Annotated in this window: 15 protein-coding genes; 5 read left to right on the top strand and 10 right to left on the bottom strand. The window is 73.0% G+C overall.

The window, feature by feature from the left end:
- Nucleotides 1-5 precede the first annotated feature (5 nt).
- Genes ACZYRU_RS25665 through ACZYRU_RS25620 form a run of 10 tightly spaced genes read right to left on the bottom strand, consistent with a single transcriptional unit; the run spans nt 6 to nt 11,116 of the window.
- Entirely contained in the window at nt 6-1,145 is a 1,140-nt protein-coding gene (locus ACZYRU_RS25665) for a hypothetical protein (RefSeq protein WP_488959944.1), read from the bottom strand.
- Nucleotides 1,145-3,136 (bottom strand): ABC transporter ATP-binding protein, encoded by a 1,992-nt coding sequence (locus tag ACZYRU_RS25660; protein WP_488959943.1) that lies wholly within the window; start codon nt 3,134-3,136, stop codon nt 1,145-1,147. The genes ACZYRU_RS25665 and ACZYRU_RS25660 overlap by 1 nt, the downstream gene beginning before the upstream one ends.
- Complete coding sequence (locus tag ACZYRU_RS25655) at nt 3,133-4,872, bottom strand: ABC transporter ATP-binding protein (RefSeq protein ID WP_488959942.1); 1,740 nt, start codon at nt 4,870-4,872, stop codon at nt 3,133-3,135. The genes ACZYRU_RS25660 and ACZYRU_RS25655 overlap by 4 nt, the downstream gene beginning before the upstream one ends.
- On the bottom strand, nt 4,872-5,456 hold the full coding sequence (locus ACZYRU_RS25650) for a TetR/AcrR family transcriptional regulator (protein WP_488959941.1): 585 nt from the start codon (nt 5,454-5,456) through the stop codon (nt 4,872-4,874). The genes ACZYRU_RS25655 and ACZYRU_RS25650 overlap by 1 nt, the downstream gene beginning before the upstream one ends.
- A gap of 48 nt (nt 5,457-5,504) precedes the next feature.
- Nucleotides 5,505-6,488, bottom strand: a complete 984-nt coding sequence (locus tag ACZYRU_RS25645; protein WP_488959940.1) for a glycosyltransferase family 2 protein — start codon at nt 6,486-6,488, stop codon at nt 5,505-5,507.
- On the bottom strand, nt 6,485-6,835 hold the full coding sequence (locus ACZYRU_RS25640; RefSeq protein ID WP_488959939.1) for a WxcM-like domain-containing protein: 351 nt from the start codon (nt 6,833-6,835) through the stop codon (nt 6,485-6,487). Before ACZYRU_RS25640 ends, ACZYRU_RS25645 begins: the two co-directional genes overlap by 4 nt.
- Nucleotides 6,832-7,902: a DegT/DnrJ/EryC1/StrS family aminotransferase gene (locus tag ACZYRU_RS25635; RefSeq protein WP_488959938.1), complete on the bottom strand. Its 1,071-nt coding sequence runs from the start codon at nt 7,900-7,902 to the stop codon at nt 6,832-6,834. Before ACZYRU_RS25635 ends, ACZYRU_RS25640 begins: the two co-directional genes overlap by 4 nt.
- Nucleotides 7,899-8,756 (bottom strand): beta-keto acid cleavage family enzyme, encoded by an 858-nt coding sequence (locus tag ACZYRU_RS25630; protein ID WP_488959937.1) that lies wholly within the window; start codon nt 8,754-8,756, stop codon nt 7,899-7,901. Before ACZYRU_RS25630 ends, ACZYRU_RS25635 begins: the two co-directional genes overlap by 4 nt.
- A complete protein-coding gene (locus ACZYRU_RS25625) occupies nt 8,741-9,376 on the bottom strand; it encodes an acetyltransferase (protein ID WP_488959936.1) in 636 nt (211 codons plus the stop codon). Before ACZYRU_RS25625 ends, ACZYRU_RS25630 begins: the two co-directional genes overlap by 16 nt.
- A 9-nt stretch (nt 9,377-9,385) precedes the next feature.
- On the bottom strand, nt 9,386-11,116 hold the full coding sequence (locus tag ACZYRU_RS25620; protein WP_488959935.1) for a CocE/NonD family hydrolase: 1,731 nt from the start codon (nt 11,114-11,116) through the stop codon (nt 9,386-9,388).
- 61 nt (nt 11,117-11,177) lie between these two features.
- Between ACZYRU_RS25620 and ACZYRU_RS25615 the strand changes: the two genes are divergently transcribed.
- Genes ACZYRU_RS25615 through ACZYRU_RS25595 form a run of 5 tightly spaced genes read left to right on the top strand, consistent with a single transcriptional unit; the run spans nt 11,178 to nt 16,174 of the window.
- The gene (locus tag ACZYRU_RS25615) at nt 11,178-12,092 is read left to right on the top strand and encodes a patatin-like phospholipase family protein (protein WP_488959934.1); all 915 of its coding nucleotides are present in this window, start codon (nt 11,178-11,180) and stop codon (nt 12,090-12,092) included.
- Nucleotides 12,093-12,118: 26 nt separating this feature from the next.
- Nucleotides 12,119-13,117, top strand: coding sequence for a 3-oxoacyl-[acyl-carrier-protein] synthase III C-terminal domain-containing protein (locus ACZYRU_RS25610; RefSeq protein ID WP_488959933.1), 999 nt, complete (start codon nt 12,119-12,121; stop codon nt 13,115-13,117).
- On the top strand, nt 13,108-13,947 hold the full coding sequence (locus ACZYRU_RS25605) for an MBL fold metallo-hydrolase (RefSeq protein ID WP_488959932.1): 840 nt from the start codon (nt 13,108-13,110) through the stop codon (nt 13,945-13,947). Before ACZYRU_RS25610 ends, ACZYRU_RS25605 begins: the two co-directional genes overlap by 10 nt.
- Complete coding sequence (locus ACZYRU_RS25600) at nt 13,947-15,215, top strand: F390 synthetase-related protein (protein WP_488959931.1); 1,269 nt, start codon at nt 13,947-13,949, stop codon at nt 15,213-15,215. Before ACZYRU_RS25605 ends, ACZYRU_RS25600 begins: the two co-directional genes overlap by 1 nt.
- Nucleotides 15,212-16,174, top strand: a complete 963-nt coding sequence (locus ACZYRU_RS25595) for an NAD-dependent epimerase/dehydratase family protein (RefSeq protein ID WP_488959930.1) — start codon at nt 15,212-15,214, stop codon at nt 16,172-16,174. Before ACZYRU_RS25600 ends, ACZYRU_RS25595 begins: the two co-directional genes overlap by 4 nt.
- Nucleotides 16,175-16,218 lie beyond the last annotated feature (44 nt).

Below are 16,218 nucleotides of genomic sequence, written 5' to 3'. Positions count from 1 at the left end.
GGGGCTCAGCCGAGCGGCAGCAACGAGCCCGGCAGCGAGATGATCGGGCAGGCCGTCGCATCGGGGCCGTCGGGAGGGCACGGCGTGCTGCGGTCGCGGATGATCTCGGGCGCCCCCGACACCGGGGTCCAGGTCAGGTCGAAGGGCTGGTTCTGGTTCCCGGTGTCGCCCGCCCACGCCATCGCGCCGCCGACCTGGAACCGGGTGCGCGTGTCGCCCGCCGCCGCCAACCGGCGCCAGGAGCCGTCGTACGTCCAGGTCTGGTAGGCGCCACCGCTCTCGCCGGAGCGGACGACGAACTGCACCACGACCGTCGTGCCGACCTTGTCCAGCGCACTGATCCGCCAACTCCTGGCGTAGCCGGGCGGCATGCCGTAGTCGGCCGCGACCTCGCCGGTGCCGGGGTCGAGCTCGACGACCTCCTGCTCGACCGTGCAGCCACCGCAGTCCTCGGCCTCGCCGTTGTCCTGTATGACCGCGAGGAGCGCGGAGCCGTCGGTGCTCGGCCACAGCCGGACGAGCGGCTCGTTGCGCAGCGCCTGGCTGATCACGTCGCCCTCGATCCGGAACAGCCCGTGGTCGGTGCGGGTGTCGTCCTCGCTGTTGACGCCCCACTCGACGAAGGTGACTCCGCCCAGCGTGTAGGCCCGGCCGTGCAGGTGGAACTCGGCATCCTCACCGAGCTGGTCGGTCTCGGCCTTCGCCGCGGGAACCTGGATGATCCGCCGATGACCCAGCGCCGCGTCGTACACGACGACCCGGTCGGGGTGCTCGGACCGCACCGTCGTGAGCGCGTCCGGCGTGAGGCCGTACTCCCCGACCGGCACCCACTGCGAGCGCCACGCGCCCGTCGTGGGATCCAGCAGGCGGGCGCCACGGTCGCCGACCACGAGCGCCGTGCCGTCGGCGCGCCAGGTCACGTCGGACGGCCCGGCCAGCCGGGTGGTGTGCGCCGGCGTGCGGACCAGGGTGCGAGCGCGACCGGTCAGCACCTGCTCGACGTACGCCGGACCGGTCGTCGGCACGACCTCGGCCGCCGGCAGCTGCGAGTCGCGGACGGGGACGCCGTCCGCACCGGAGTCGCCGTGCCCGCTGCACGTCGCGAGGAGCGCGACACCCAGCACGAGCACGGCGACCCGGCGCATCAGACCGCCGCCGCTGCGAACTGTGCCGCGTGCAGCCGGGCGAACGCCCCGTCCCGCTCGAGCAGGTCGGCATGCGATCCCTGCTCGACGATCCGGCCGCGCTCCATGACCAGGATCAGGTCGGCGTCGCGGATCGTGGAGAGCCGGTGCGCGATGACGAACGACGTCCGGTCGGTGCGCAGCGCCGCCATCGCCTGCTGCAGCAGCAGCTCCGTGCGGGTGTCGACCGACGAGGTGGCCTCGTCGAGGATCAGCAGCGCCGGCTGGGCGAGGAAGGCCCGGGCGATCGTGATCAGCTGCCGCTCACCGGCCGACAGGTTCGAGCCCTCGTCATCGACCCGGGTGTCGTAGCCCTCCGGCAGGGAGTGCACGAACCGGTCGACGTACGTCGCCCGCGCGGCCTCGCGGATCTCCTGCTCCGTCGCGTCGGGGCGCCCGTAGGCGATGTTGTCGCGGATCGTGCCCTCGAACAGCCAGGTGTCCTGGAGCACCATCCCGATCCGGCTGCGCAGCTCGCCGCGCCCCATCGACGCGATGTCGTCGTCGTCGAGCAGGATCCGGCCGCCGTCGAGCTCGTAGAACCTCATGATCAGGTTGACCAGCGTGGTCTTGCCGGCGCCGGTGGGACCGACGATCGCGACCATCTGGCCGGGGTGCGCGACGAGCGAGAGGTCCTCGATCAGCGGCTCCTCGGGGTCGTAGGAGAACGACACGTGCTCGAAGCGCACCTCGCCCCGGGTCGTGGTGTCCCGCTCCGGCGACGCCGAGAGCGACGACGGCGCGACCTCCTCGTCGGCGTCGAGCAGCTCGAAGACCCGCTCGGCCGAGGCCACGCCGGACTGGAGCAGGTTGGCCATCGACGCGATCTGGGTGATCGGCTGCGTGAACATCCGGGAGTACTGGATGAAGGCCTGCACCTCGCCGAGCGACAGCGAACCCGAGGTGACCCGGAGCCCACCCACGACGGCGATCACGACGTAGTTGAGGTTGCCGACCAGCATCATCAGCGGCATCACGAGACCGCTGATGAACTGGGCGCGGTACGACGACTGGTACAGCTCCTCGTTGGCGGCGTCGAACTCGTCCTCGACCGCCGTGCGGCGACCGAAGACGGTGACCAGCGCGTGGCCGGAGATGGACTCCTCGACCTGGGCGTTGAGCCGGCCGGTCTGGCGCCACTGGTTGATGAACTGGCTCTGCGAGCGCTTCATGATCCGCCCGGTCACGAACATCGCGATCGGGACCGACACCAGCGCGATCACCGCGAGCAGCGGCGAGACCCAGAACATGGCGCCGAGCACGCCGACGACCATCAGCAGCGAGGTGAGCAGCTGGCTCATCGTCTGCTGGAGGTTCTGCGCGACGTTGTCGATGTCGTTGGTGACCCGGCTGAGCAGCTCGCCGCGCGGCTGCTTGTCGAAGTACGCCAGCGGGAGACGGTGGATCTTCTCCTCGACGTCGGTGCGCATCTGCTTGACCGTGGCCTGGACGACGTCGTTGACGAGGTAGCCCTGCAGCCAGCCGAGGACCTGCCCGCCGACGTACACCAGCAGCGTGATCAGCAGGAGGTGGCCGACCTTGTCGAAGTCGACGCCCTGGCCGGGGACGATGCCCTTGAGGCCGCGCAGGAAGTCGGCGAGGCCGCTGTTGCCGCTGGCCTCGGCCTGCGCGACGGCCTCGGCCTGGGTGTGGCCCTCGAGCTGGCCGCCGATGAAGCCGTTGAAGACCGCGTCGGTGGCCTTGCCGAGCAGGTACGGGCCGACCACGACGGAGGCGACGCTGCCGACGCCGAGCAGGAGGACGGCGACCGCCTTGCCGCGCGCGGGGCGCAGCAGGGACAGCAGCCGGCGCGCGGAGGCACCGAAGTCGTCGGCCTTCTGGCCGACCATGCCGCCCATCGGGCCACGACCGGGGCCGCCCTGCTGGACGATCCGCTCGGTCTGCTTCATCGTGCCGTTCTTCGCGGCACCGTTCTTCGGGGTCTCGCTCATGCCATGACCTCCTCTCCCTTGATGCCCTGCGAGGCGGCGATCTCCTGGTACGTCGGGTTGTCGCGCAGCAGCTCGTCGTGGGTGCCCTGCCCGACGACCTCGCCGTCCTCGAGCACGAGGATGACGTCGGCGTCGCGGATGGTGGCGATCCGCTGGGCGACGATGAGGACCGTCGCGTCGCGGGTCACCGGCTCCAGCGCCGCCCGCAGCCGGGCGTCGGTGGCGACGTCCAGCGCCGAGAAGGCATCGTCGAAGAGGAAGATCTCGGGTCGTCGTACGAGCGCCCGGGCGATGGCCAGGCGCTGCCGCTGGCCGCCGGAGACCGTCGTACCGCCCTGGGCGACGACGGTCTCGAGCTGCTCGGGCATCTCGCGCACGAAGTCGGCGCCCTGGGCGATCTCGAGGGCCTCCCACAGCTCCCCGTCGGTCGCGTCCGGCCGGCCGTAGCGCAGGTTGGAGGCGACGGTGCCGGAGAACAGAAAGGCCCGTTGCGGCACCAGCCCGATCCGCGACCAGAGCAGCTCGGGGTCCAGGTCGCGCACGTCGACGCCGTCGACCCGCACGACCCCCTCGGTCGCGTCGAGCAGCCGCGGCACCAGGTTGACCAGCGTGGTCTTGCCGGCGCCGGTCGAGCCGATGACCGCGATGGTCTGGCCGGGTCGCGCCGAGAAGGTCACGTCGCGCAGCACCGGCGCCTCGGCGCCGGGGTAGGTGAGCCCGACGCCCTCGAGGTCGAGGTGACCGGCGACCGAGACCTCGGTGACCGGGTGCGCCGGCGGTACGACGCTGGTGCCGGTGTCGAGCACCTCGCCGATCCGGTCCGCGCTGACCGAGGCCCGCGGGATCATCATCAGCATGAAGGTGCCCATCATCACCGACATCAGGATCTGCATCAGGTAGGACAGGAACGCGGTGAGCGCACCCACCTCCATCTGGCCGGAGTCGACGCGGTGGCCGCCGAACCAGATCACGCCGACGCTGGCGATGTTCGAGACGCCCATGACGAGCGGGAACATGACCGCCATCCAGCGGCCCGCGCGCAGCGAGACCACGGTGAGGTCCTCGTTGGACCGCTCGAAGCGCTGCACCTCCTGCGGCTCGCGCACGAACGCGCGCACCACGCGGATGCCGGTGATCTGCTCGCGCAGCACGCGGTTGACGTCGTCGAGCCGCTCCTGGACCTGCCGGAACGCCGGCACCATCTGCGAGACCACGACGCCGATGCAGACGAAGAGCACCGGCACGACCGCGACGACGAGCCAGGACAGGCCGAAGTCCTCGCGCATCGCCATGATGATGCCGCCGATCATCATGATCGGGATGGTCACCGCCATCAGGCAGGTCATCATCGCCAGCATCTGCACCTGCTGGACGTCGTTGGTGGCGCGGGTGATCAGCGACGGGGCGCCGAAGGTGGACACCTCGCGCGCCGAGAAGCTGCCGATCCGGCCGAACACGGCCTTGCGCAGGTCGCGGCCGAAGGCCATCGCGGCCTGGCCGCCGAACCAGGCCGAGGTCATCGAGCAGGCGGCCTGCACGAGCGCGACACCGAGCATGATCGCGCCGAGCTGGACCACCTTGCCGGTGTCGCCGCGGGCCACACCCTGGTCGATGATGTCGGCGTTGAGGCTGGGCAGGTAGAGCATCGCGGCGGTGCCGGTGAACTGGAGCACGACGATCGCCGAGAGCCAGCCCTTGTAGGGGCGCAGGTAGCTGCGCAGCAGCTGTCCGAGCATCAGGAGTCCCTCCTCTCGACACCGTGCAGCACGGTGTCGACGATCTGGGTCGGGGTGAGCAGGTCGTTGTCGGCGATCTCCCGGTGGGAGCCGGCGAAGGTGAGCAGGCGCCACACGTGCAGCACCTGCTCGGGCGGCAGGGTCAGCCGGTCGGCGTCGGGCTCGATCAGGGCGAGCAGCCGGCGGCGTACGTCCTCCAGGCCCGCGACGATCTCGGGCCGGTCGTGGAGGTGCTTCGGCGGGCCGACCGCGCCGAGGGCCCGCATCAGCTCGAAGATCGCCAAGAACCGCTGCTGCAGGATCGAGGTCATCGTGACCATCCTGTCCCGCAGCGGCAAGGCAGGGTCGATCTCGTCGAGCCGGTGCAGCACGTCCCCCGGCTCGAAGGCACGGGCGATGGTCGCGTCGACCAGGTCGTCCTTGGAGTCGAAGACCCGGAAGATGGTGCCCTCGGCGACGCCCGCGGCCTCGGCGATCAGCCGGGTGGTGACCCGGCGCCCGTGCTCGTAGAGCAGCGGCCGGGTCGCCCGGATCAGCATCTCGCGACGGTCCTCGGCGGACAGCGGGGCGGCACGGGGTGGCATGCCGCCCACCATAAGTGAGTGAGTACTCACTCACAAGGGGTTTCCCGGCTACCTCCGGCGCCGGGCCCGCAGCGCGGCAAGCTCGGCCTCGAGGCGGTCGGCCCGCACCTTCTGGCGCCGGCGCCGCGCGGCCAGCCTCGTCCCCCGCTCGAGCTCGCGGGCCAGGTCCGCCGAGTGCACCCGCAGGAGCTCCCAGAGGCGGGCGATCTCGGCATCCTGCTCCTCGATCCGGTGGAGGCGGCGGGCCAGCTCGGGCCGTGCGACGACCAGGTCCGCGATCACCCCGCGCAGGTGGAGCTCGTCGATCGTGGCCTGGCCGTCGGGCGCGGTCACGACGCGGTGCCAGCGCTCCAGCTCAGCCACCCGCTCCGCCTCCGGCCAGGTGTCGCGGCCGTTGCTGCTCGTCGGCAGCTGCAGGGCGGTCATCCGCCGCGAGGTCGCGCCGACGTACGACGGGTGCCGGGCCAGGCGCCGGAACTGGTGGTGGTCGGGCCACTCCCCCACCGGCGTGGTCTCCCAGTGCTCGCCCGTCTCGAGGTAGAACGAGCGTCGGTGCGCCGTGCCGGTGATGGAGACGGAGTTGAACCCGAGCCGCTCGTCGAGGATCGGCTCGACCGCGGCTCGATCAGCCAGGTCCGACGCGAAGCTGGCGACGGCGCCGTCGGGACCGAGGTAGCCGTTGAGCGACTGGACGACGGTGGCGTGCTCCAACAGCGCCAGCAGGTCGGCGACGTGCTCGGGCAGCAGCAGGTCGTCGTCGCAGAGGTAGAAGATCGCGTCCGACTCGGCGGCCATGACGGCGTCGTGGCGGTACGCCTCGCCGTGGTGCGGCCCCTTCGGGAAGTCGAGGAAGCGCACCCGCGGGTCGGCCGCGACCAGCGCCTCGATCGCGGCCCGGGTCGCGTCGGTGACGCCGTCGCCGAGCATGATCACCTCGAGGTCCTGGACGCTCTGGCGCAGCACCGAGTCGACCACCAGCGGCAGCGTGGCGACCTTGTCGTGGCAGGGGATGATGACCGAGGCGCGGGTCATGCGGGTTCCTTGTCCGGGTGGGGTGCGTACGGGTCCTCGGCGAGCACGAGCAGGGTGCTGGCCGGGTCGTCGAGGCGGTAGCGGACGTGGGCGCCGACGGGGAGGTCCAGGCTCTCCCCCGCGCGGTCGAGGCGGTGCTCGGCGCCGTCGATCCAGAACGTGCCGCCGCCGCTGACGAGCACGACGGTCTCGCCGCACGGCACGCGGTGGTGCCCGCGCTCGACGCCGGCCGGGCAGTCGGCGACGACGAAGACGCGGCGCACCGGGTGGGCGACGTCGGCGAGCTCGACCGCGAGCAGGGCGCCGCGCGGGTCGACGTGGACCGGGTAGCTCCGCGGGTCGCTCACCCGAGGACCTCGCGCAGCGCGGCGACCACGTGGTCGACCTCGGCGTCGGTGAGCTCCGGGAAGCACGGCAGCGACAGCGTGCGGTCGCGGCGGGCGGCGGCCTGTGGGGTGACCGCGGGCGCCAGCCCGAGGCCGGGCATGTCCGTGTCGAGCCACGGGTAGTGCACGGCGGTGGCGACCCCGACGGCGTCGAGGGCGGCGGCGACCCGGTCGCGGTCGTCGACGAGGGCGACGGCGTGGTGGTGCACGGAGCCGGGTCCGGCGAGCAGCGGGAGCACCTCGGCGTACCGGGCAGCGATCGCGCGGCGGCGCACGTTGCGGGGGTCCAGGAACGGGAGCCGGGCGTTCAGCACCGCGGCCTGGAGCGTGTCCAGCCGGGTGTTGCGGCCGCCGGCCCGGGTCGCGCGGTAGCGCTCGCCCCAGCCGTACTGGCGCAGCTCGCGGGCGATGTCCGCCTCCCCCGCGTCGGCCAGGACGACGGCGCCGCCGTCGCCGATCGCACCGAGGTTCTTGGTCGGGTAGAAGCTGAAGGTGGCGGCGTCCCCGGTGCCTCCGACGTGGGTCCCGCCGACGCGCAGGCCATGGGCCTGGGCGCAGTCCTCGACCAGCCGCAGCCCGTGCTCGCGGCGCCAGGCGTCGATGGCGTCCAGCGCGACCGGGTTGCCGTGCAGGTGGGTGACGACGAGAGCCGCGACGTCCGGGCGCCAGGCGGCGGCGAGGTCGTCGACGCTCGGTCCGAGGTCGCCGGCGTCGTGCGCGACGGGGACCAGGCCCGCCATCCGGGCGGCGGTCGCGGCGTACCCACCCTCGTCGTCGGCGACCAGGACCGCCGAGCCGGCCGGCAGGCCGAGTGCCGCGAAGGCGACGGCGAGGGCGTCGGTCCCGTTGCCGACGCCGACGACGTGGGCGGCCGGGCGGCCGACGTACGCACCCCAGGCGGCTTCGAACCCGGCGACCGCGCCGCCCAGGATCCACTCGGTACCGGCGATCACCCCCTCGACCGCATTCCGTACGGCGGCCGCCTCGTCGGGCGCGAGCCGCGACGGGGCCGCGGCGGGCACCCTCACGACGGGTCCGTGAGGTGGCTGCGGAGCTCGGCCGGCGTCATCAGCTCGCGGCCGTGGATCTCCATCAGCCGGTGCACGCGCTCGACCAGCCCGGCGTTGGTCGCGAGGGTCTCGCGGCCGCGGTCGAGGTAGATGCCGTCCTCGAGGCCGACCCGCACGCCACCACCCATCGCGATCGACATCGCCTGCGCGGTGAGCTGGAAGTCGCCGAGGCCGGCGCCGGCCCAGAGCATGCCCTCGGGCAGCCGCTCGACGGCGAGGCCGATCTCGGCCGCGCCTGCCTGCATCCCGGCCACGTTGCCGAAGAACAGGTTCGCGACCGAGCCCGGCGGGACCAGGCCCTCCTTGAGCAGCACGTGCGCGAAGTTGACCATCCCGAGGTCGAAGAGCTCGAGCTCGGGCACGATGCCGCGGTCGCGCATGATCGAGGCCAGGCCGCGGATCGTGTCGGGCGCGTTGACCGAGGCCTGGGTGAGGAAGTTCAGGCTGGACAGGGTCAGCGACGCGAGGTCCGGCTTGAGGTCGTCGTCGAGGGCCAGGCAGTCCGCGCGCCGCTCCAGCTCGGTCCAGGTCCGGCCGCTGGTGCTGACGTTGATCAGCACGTCGGGGACCCGCGAGCGCACCTCGCCGACGATCGCGGCGTACACCTCGCGGTGCCAGGTCGGCGCGCCCTCGTCGTCGCGGGCGTGCAGGTGGACCGACGTGATGCCGATGGCGGCGGCCGCCTCGACGTCGCGGGCGATCTCCTTCGGCGTCAGCGGGACGTGCGGCGTCATCGCGCGGGTCGGCACCATCCCGGTCGGCGCGAGCACGATCGGGACGGGCCGCTCGAGCGCGCTCAGCAGTGCGGGCACCGGAGCTCCTCCACCTCGCGGGTGCGTACGACGCGCGCCGGGTTCCCGACGACCGTCTCCCCCGGCGCCACGTCGCGGGTGACGACCGTTCCGGCGCCCACGATCGCGCCGGCACCGAGGGTCACGTCGGGCAGGATCGTCGCGCCGGCGCCGATGAACGCCCGCGCGCCGACCCGCACGCCGCCCGTGGTGAGCGCGCCGGGCCCGAAGGAGGCGCCGAAGCCGACCTCGTTGTCATGGCCGAGCGAGGCGGACCGGTTCACGTTGACGTGACAGCCGATCGTGGTGTGCGACGCGATCACCGCACCGGCGTTGACGTAGCTGCCGTGCCCGAGCTCGACGGTCGACGCCACCGCGGCGGTGGGGTCGACGAGCACGGCCGGCTCGGTCAGGCCGGCCGCGTGCGCCGCGATCGCGGCGGGAGCTCGGTGCTCGGCCGAGGAGAGGCCGAGCACGAAGGGCAGGTCACGGACCTCGCCGGTCAGCCCGGGCAGGCGCTCGTCGGCGCCTCCCGTGTTGTCGACGCAGACCGGGTCGAGGCCGGCCCGGCGTGCGCTCTCCACGACGTCCCAGGCGTAGGGCGAGGCGACCGCGAAGACCTGCAACGGTCGCAAAGTCATGCCCGCAGACTAGTGGGGAAGCGCTGCTCCGAGGTCGCTCCCGGGAAGGACGGGCACCCGCAGGGTCGCGCCGCCGGTGCCGCCGAGCCGGATCGTGTGCAGGCCGGGCAGCGCGAGGGAGGCGGCCGACGTACCGACGAGCTGGACCCGGATCCGGTGGCCGGTCCGGAACCGGTTGCCGACCGGCCACAGCTCGACCTGGTAGCGCCGGAACTGGGCGAACGGCGCGAGCGAGGGGTGGCTGTAGTCGCCGTACGGCTGGACGACGTGGCCCTGGTCGTCGGTGAGCGACTTCCCGGGCACCAGGCCCGGGAAATTGGTCGAGAGCCGGCCGACGGTGAGCGGGTGGGACGAGCCGTCGGGCGCCACGTCGGACAGGACCGCCCAGATGCCGGAGCCCGGGGTGGTCGTGGCCAGCGAGAGGTCGAGGGCGAGCGGACCGGCGAGGTCGACGTCGGCGGTGAGCGCGTCGGTCGTGTAGGTCAGGCCGGTCACTCCGTCGATGCTGGCGAGGTCGGACTGCGCGAGCAGCGGGAGGGCGCCGGTGAGGGCGCTGGCGCCGCCGGCCTCGAGGATCGCGGCGTTCGGTACGTCGGTCATCGTCGGCAGCGACGGCACGGTGAGGTACGACGCCGTGCGGCTCGTCGCCGGCGGGTCGAGGGTGAGCGCACGGCCGGGCGCGAGCGAGAGGTCGGTCCAGGTGGTGCCGGGGACCGGCCAGTCGGCGGCGTCCCGGCGGACGTGGTCACCGGCGAGGTACGACGGCCGGGAGCCCTTCGCGAGCAGCAGGCTCACCCGCGACGTGGCCTCGATCCCGTTCTCGATCCCGCGCACGTAGTGGTCGAGCCAGGCGTGCGCCTCGCCGACGGCACCGTCGCTGCCGACGGGGACACCGTCGTGCCCGCCCTCCATGACCAGGTGGGCGCCGTCGCCCTTGAGCGCCTGGTAGGCCTGGAACGCGCCCCGCGACTCGACGTCGTAGAACCCGTTGACCATCAGCACCGGGATGTCGTTGGCGTCGCCGCGCCAGCCTCGCTCGGCCCACCAGGCGTCGAGGGTCGGGTGCGCGAGCACGCTGGTGCCGCTGGTGAACAGCCCGCCGATGATGCCGAGCGACGAGGCCGGGTCGCGCTGCAGCCGGTCGACACCCTGCAGCAGGGCCGGGGCGCCGATCATCGCGATCACGCCGGCGCCGGGGACCAGGTTGAGCAGGCCGCCGGGCACGAGCAGGTCGCGGTACAGCTCGTGGGTGCCGGACTTCATGATCGCGGCCTTCACGCACGGCAGCTGCTGGTGCCAGGAGTTGTAGAGCACGATCGCGCTCGCAGAGAAGCCGTTGAGGGCGAGCCGGCCGTCGCTGAACGGCTGGCTGCACGCCCACTGCAGCACCTCGACGACGTCGCGCTGGCTCTTCGGTCCGAGCGCGTCGAAGGACCCGTCGCTGTCACCGGTGCCGCGGATCTGGACCAGCAGGTAGTTGTAGTCGGGCGTCACGGCCAGGGTCTGGCTGTTGTCGCCGTACGGCGAGAACTCCACCACCGTCGGCTTCGCGGCGACCGGCCCGCTGCTCGTCAGCGTGGTCTGCAGCTGGACCCCGTCGGAGGTCGTGAACCGCTGGTCGACCTTCACCGGCGCCGGGGCGGCGGGGTCGTCCGCGCGGGCCGGCTGCGGCCACGACGTCAGGCCCGCTGCCGCGAGGCAGAGAGCGAGGACGAGTCTGGTGAGGGTTCGCAGGCCCATGTGAGGACAACGACACCACCGTTCACGGGCTATGCCTGGGGTCGCGGCACAGAATGGGGCCATGGCTCGCGTCGCTCTCGTCCTCGGTTCCGGCGGTGCCCGCGGGTACGCCCATCTCGGTGCGGTCCAGGAGCTGCGCGACCGCGGCCACGAGATCGTCGCCATCTCCGGTACGTCGATGGGTGCCGTCGTCGGCGGCCTGGTCGCCGCCGGCAAGGACGCCGAGTTCGCCACCTGGGCCTCGTCACTGACCGGGCGGCGCGTCGTACGGCTGGCCGACCCGACGTGGACCGGCGGCGGCGCGGCCACGGCGGAGAAGCTGATGGCCGCGCTCGACGAGATCGTCGGCGACGTGCTCATCGAGTCGCTGGCGATCCCCTACACCGCGGTCGCGACCGACCTCGCCGCGCGCCGCGAGGTGTGGTTCCAGCGCGGCCCGCTGATCCCGGCGATGCGCGCGTCCTTCGCGATCCCGGGCCTGTTCACGCCCGCCGTCGTCGACGGCCGGGTGCTGGTCGACGGCGGCCTGCTCAACCCGCTCCCCCTCGAGCCGACCGCGGCCGCGACCGCCGACTTCACCGTCGCCGTCTCGCTGCAGGGCCCGCGCGAGCCGCACGAGCCGACGTCGCCGGCCCGGGGCTTCTCGGTGCGCCGGGCGGAGTGGACGGCCGACCTGCGGCGGCGGTTCCGACGCGGTGAGGAGGAGCTCGGCGAGGCCCCTGAGGCGCCCGCGGAGGCGCCGCCGGCCGAGGCCGTCGACGTACGCCCCGACGTGAGGACCGCCGAGGTTGTCTCGCTGTCCTTCGACGCGATGCAGAGCCTGATCACCCGCTACCGGCTCGCGACCCTGCCGCCCGATGTCCTGGTCACCGTGCCCCTCAGCGCGGCCCGGACCATCGACTTCCACCGGGCCGACGAGATGGTCGACCTCGGCCGCGCGCTCACCAAGGAGGCGCTCGACAGCGCAGGGCGGTGACCCCTGCGGTGGGTAGGCTCCACGCCATGCCTGCTCCCGGACCCCGCGCGCTGCGGATCCTCGGCACGGGTGCAGTGCGGCCCGACGAGGCCGTCACCAGCGCCGCGATGGACGAGCACCTCGGGCTCCCGCCCGGCACGGTCGAGGAACGGACCGGCGTCCGGGTCCGGTACGTCGAGCGCGGCTCGGCCGCAGGGCTCGGCGCCCGCGCGGCCCGCAAGGCACTCGCGACGGCCGGCATCAGCCTCGACGACATCGACGTGATCATCGGCGCGAGCGCCACCCCCGACCAGCCGCTGCCGTGCAACGCCGCGCTGCTGCACGAGGAGCTCGCCCCGGAACGGCCGATCGCGGCCTGGGACGTCAACGCCAGCTGCCTGAGCTTCCTGGTCGCGCTCGACCTCGCGGCCACACTCATCGACGCCGGCCGCCACGAGCGGATCCTCATCGTCTCCAGCGACCTGGCCTCGGTCGGTCTCGACTGGTCCGACCTCGGCGCGTCCGGGATCTTCGGCGACGGCGCCGCAGCGGCCGTGGTCGGGCATGCCGGCGAGACCGGATCGGCCGTCCTCGCCACCGACTTCGCGACCCACAGCGAGGGTGCGCACACCTGCGAGATCCGCGGGGGCGGCTCACGGTTCGCGCCCGACCGGGTGGAGGGCGAGTACGCCGACTGGGGCCGGTTCCGGATGGAGGGCGGTGCCGTGTTCCGGCTCGCGGTCAAGCACCTGCCGCCGTTCGTCGACCGGCTGCTGGCCGCCGCCGGCACCACCATGGCGGACCTGCCGGTCGTCGTTCCGCACCAGGCCAGTCACCACGCGCTGGCCTGGGTCCAGCACCACTTCGGGATCGAGGAGGGACGGCTGGTGGACATCTACGCCGACCACGGCAACCAGGTCGGGGCCTCGCTGCCGTCGGCGCTGCACGCCGCGATCGAGTCCGGCCGGCTGCAGCGCGGCGACCGCGCGCTCCTGCTCGGCACCGGCGCCGGGCTCAGCATGGGCGGGGTCGTGCTGTGCTACTGAGCGACCAGCCCGAGGTCGGCTTCCACTGGCTGCGCGTCGGCCACTGCAAGGGGCCCGAGGCGATGGCCCGCCAGGGCGGGCGGCTGCGGATCATCGAGTTCCCGTCGTACGTCGGCGCGCTGCACCACCCGACACACGGCTGGACCCTCTTCGACACGGGCTACTCCCAGCACTTCATGGACGCCACCAGCCGGCTGCCCGAGCTGCTCTACCGCAACACGCTGCCGGTGACCCTGCGCCCCGAGGAGCACCTGCCGCGACAGCTCGAGGCGCTCGACGTCGACCCGGGCGACGTACGCCGGATCGTGGTCTCCCACTTCCACGGCGACCACGTCGGCGGCCTGCTCGACCACCCGCAGGCCCGGATCATCGCCGGTGCGTCCGGCGCCGAGCACGCTCTGTCCCTGCGCGGGATCAACGCCGTGCGGCACGCGATCCTCCCGGCCCTGCTGCCCGGCGACCTGCGCGACCGGCTCGACCCGGTCGACGGCTTCCCCTCGGTGACCGTGGGAGGGCTGCGCACCTGGGACCTGCTCGGCGACCGCAGCCTGCTGGCCGTCGACCTGCCCGGCCACATGCCCGGCCACCTCGGCCTGCTGTTCACCTCCGGCGGTCGGCAGGTGCTGCTCGTCGGCGACGCCGCGTGGACCTCGCGCTCGTTCCGCGACCTCAGGCCGCCGTCACGGCTGGCGAAGGGCGTCATGCACGACTGGGACTCGACGGTCCGCACGCTCGGCGTGCTGCACGTCCTCGACGCCGCTCACGACGACCTGCTGATCCTCCCGGCGCACTGCCCCGAGGGTCACGCGGCCTGGTACGCCGGACGCTGATGGCCGGCTCCCAGGCGGCTGTTGCCGCTGCGTTCGCCCGCGAGCGCTGGCTCCTCCCCCGTCGGTACGACGCGGCGCGGGCCCGCGCTCTCGACCGGTTCCTGCGCGAGCAGCTGCCGAAGGCCCCGTTCTACGCGCCTTTCGCGGGCCGGCCGCTGTCCGAGCTGCCGGTCGTCGACAAGCGGACGGTGCTCGCCGACTTCGCCGCGTTCAACCGGCACGGCATCACGCTCGACCGCGCGCTGGCCGTCGCCGAGGCGGCCGAGCGGTCGCGCTCCTTCACCGACCAGCTGCCCGGCGGGGTGACCGTCGGCCTGTCGTCGGGCACCTCCGGGACCCGAGGCGTCTTCCTCGTCTCGGAGGCGGAGAGCCGCCTGTGGGCAGGGATCCTGATGGGGCAGCTCATGTCTCCCCGCTCTCTTCGCGTACTCGCGAGGCGGCCGCTGCGGATCGCGCTGTTCCTGCGCGCCAACAGCAACCTCTACGAGACCCTCGACAGCAGCCGGGTCTCCTTCTCCTGGCACGACCTGACGCTGCCGGTGGCTGCCCACCTGCCGTCACTGCCGGGCACCGACGTGCTGGTCGCGCCCCCGAGCGTGCTGCGGCAGATCGCGTCGGGTTTCGACAAGCTCAACCAGCGAGGGCGGCTGCGGCCATTGCAGGTCGTCTCGGTCGCGGAGACCCTCGAGCCCGACGACGAGGCCGTCGTCCGGGAGGCGTTCGGGCGACCGGTCGAGCAGATCTACCAGGCCACCGAGGGCCTGCTCGCGGTCAGCTGCCCTGCCGGCCGGCTGCACCTCAACGAGGCCCACGTGCACGTCGAGCCCGAGTGGATCGACCACCAGCGCTTCCACCCGGTCGTCACCGACTTCACCCGGACCACCCAGTACGTCGTCCGGCACCGCCTCGACGACGTCCTGCTCGCCGCCCCCGGACCGTGCCCGTGTGGCCGGCCGGGACGCTCGATCGCCGCGGTGCTCGGTCGGGCCGACGACGTGCTCACCCTCGGCGAGGTGCCCGTCTACCCCGACGTGCTGCGCCACGCGGTCGCGCTCGCCGGGGACCTGGGCGACTACCGGATCGAGCAGCACGGCGCCGAGTGGCGGCTGGCGGCCACCGCCGGTTCGTCAGGTGCGACGGAGCGGGTCGCCACCGAGATCGGCCGGCTGGCCCAGCGGTTGGGCGCGACGGCACCGGCCGTCGTACCGATGGCGTGGCCGGCGGAGGCGCCCGACGCGAAGCGACGACGGATCAGGAAGGTGTCATGAGACTGCTGGTGACCGGTGCGTCCGGTTTCGTGGGCGGACGGCTGTGGGAGCGGGCGACCGCGGCCGGGCACGAGGTGGTCGGGATCGGCCGGCGCCGGCTGGACCGGCCGGGTTACCTGAGCGTCGACCTCGGCCGCGTCTCTCCGGCCGGGCTGCCGGACCTGCCGTGGCGGCCGGACGCGGTGATCCACTGCGCGGCCCGGGCCACGCCGTACGCACCCCGCAAGGAGTACGTGCGCGACAACGAGCTCGCCACCCGGACCGTCGTCGACTGGTGCACCCAGCTGGGCAAGCCGCGACTGGTGCACGTCTCGTCGTCCTCCGTGCTCTACCGCGACGGCGACCAGCTCGACCTGACCGAAGACTCGCCGGTCGGCCCCGGGTTCGCCAACGACTACGCACGCACGAAGGCCGGATCGGAACGAATCGTCCGCACCTACGGGGGTTCCTGGGCGATCGCACGTCCCCGCGCGGTGTTCGGGCCGGGCGACACGGTGCTCTTCCCGCGGATCATCGCGGCAGCGAGGGCCGGGCGGGTGCCGCGGCTGACCGGGCGCGCGACGCCCGCGGTGGGCGACCTGATCTACGTCGACAACCTCGCCGACTACCTGCTCCAGCTGGCCGCGCGGCCCGAGCTCGACGGCGTCTACCACCTCACCAACGCCGAGCCGGTCGAGATCCAGGCGATGCTCCTCGACGTGATCACCCAGCTCGGCTTCGACCCGCCGACCCGTGAGGTCAGCCTCACCACCGCGATGCGGGCGGCGAGCGTGCTGGAGCGGACCTGGCGCGTGCTGCACCTGCCGGGCGAGCCGCCGATCACGCCGTACGGCGTCGGGGTGCTCTCGTGGTCCAAGACGTTCGTGCCCGACAAGATGCTGCGCGACCTCGGCAAGCCGGCGGTGTCGGTGGCGCAGGGCGTCGAGGAGTTCGTGGCCTGGCAGAGGGAGCACCTGTGAGCCGCGAGCGCAGGAATCGCCGCTTCAGCGGTGATTCTCGCGCT

It is taken from the genome of Nocardioides sp. F233 (genome assembly GCF_057813895.1).
This window is presented reverse-complemented; position numbering and strand designations above follow the sequence as displayed.

Coding starts and splice junctions, on each gene's coding strand:
- ACZYRU_RS25595 (WP_488959930.1), top strand. CDS start 15,212: ATGAGACTGCTGGTGACCGGTGCGTCCGGTTTCGTGGGCGGACGGCTG.
- ACZYRU_RS25625 (WP_488959936.1), bottom strand. CDS start 9,376: ATGACTTTGCGACCGTTGCAGGTCTTCGCGGTCGCCTCGCCCTACGCC.
- ACZYRU_RS25615 (WP_488959934.1), top strand. CDS start 11,178: ATGGCTCGCGTCGCTCTCGTCCTCGGTTCCGGCGGTGCCCGCGGGTAC.
- ACZYRU_RS25610 (WP_488959933.1), top strand. CDS start 12,119: ATGCCTGCTCCCGGACCCCGCGCGCTGCGGATCCTCGGCACGGGTGCA.
- ACZYRU_RS25645 (WP_488959940.1), bottom strand. CDS start 6,488: ATGACCCGCGCCTCGGTCATCATCCCCTGCCACGACAAGGTCGCCACG.
- ACZYRU_RS25600 (WP_488959931.1), top strand. CDS start 13,947: ATGGCCGGCTCCCAGGCGGCTGTTGCCGCTGCGTTCGCCCGCGAGCGC.
- ACZYRU_RS25660 (WP_488959943.1), bottom strand. CDS start 3,136: ATGAGCGAGACCCCGAAGAACGGTGCCGCGAAGAACGGCACGATGAAG.
- ACZYRU_RS25655 (WP_488959942.1), bottom strand. CDS start 4,872: ATGCTCGGACAGCTGCTGCGCAGCTACCTGCGCCCCTACAAGGGCTGG.
- ACZYRU_RS25620 (WP_488959935.1), bottom strand. CDS start 11,116: ATGGGCCTGCGAACCCTCACCAGACTCGTCCTCGCTCTCTGCCTCGCG.
- ACZYRU_RS25665 (WP_488959944.1), bottom strand. CDS start 1,145: ATGCGCCGGGTCGCCGTGCTCGTGCTGGGTGTCGCGCTCCTCGCGACG.
- ACZYRU_RS25650 (WP_488959941.1), bottom strand. CDS start 5,456: ATGCCACCCCGTGCCGCCCCGCTGTCCGCCGAGGACCGTCGCGAGATG.